Annotated in this window: 1 protein-coding gene; it reads left to right on the plus strand. The window is 42.4% G+C overall.

All coding sequences use genetic code 11. The features are described 5' to 3' along the window. Positions 1-279: 279 nt before the first annotated feature. Positions 280-612: hypothetical protein (locus tag KP708_RS15475; RefSeq protein ID WP_215757251.1), on the plus strand; the 333-nt coding region annotated here is incomplete at its 3' end.

Raw genomic sequence — 612 nt, forward strand, 5'->3', positions numbered from 1 at the left:
GGGAATAGCTCACGCAGGCGCAGGAAAAGTCATCTTCGATTTTACGGCTTAATCCCACCCAGACGCCCTGACGGGCGGGCTACGCCGCTCCCGCGCTGCGCTCGCTCCGGGTCTGTTCTGCTCTGTGCTATGCTCATCTGCTTGCTCAGAGGACAAGGAGTATTTTAGCCACTAAAATACTTCTGATGTTGCTCTGGAGCGGTGTAAAAGCCGCCCCATTTTCGTGACATCTAACATTACCATATTTGGTTAAGTATTTTGATAAGAGGAAATTATACAGTGCTTACTGACAAAGAAATTAACGATGCCAAAATTGGCTTCAAGTACCMACATCCATCAGACATTCTTCACGAGCATGAAGACTGTATTAGGATGGCGTATGAATGGTTAGATGCTCAGACAACAATAAAAACAAAACCAAAACACAGTAGAGCTCTAAAGCATATTATAGAAAAATGGGCAGGAAGATATATATCTCAATCAGACGTAGAAATAGCTGCTTATTTACATCCAAAAATAACAGGGAAATACCCAAATTTTAATTTAAGCGCCAAGTTTACACGCCCACTAGACTCAAGATTAAATGGTATAGGCCAAGCTTTTACTCAAGAT

The organism is Gluconobacter sp. P5H9_a (assembly GCF_018812085.1).
GTDB lineage: Bacteria > Pseudomonadota > Alphaproteobacteria > Acetobacterales > Acetobacteraceae > Gluconobacter.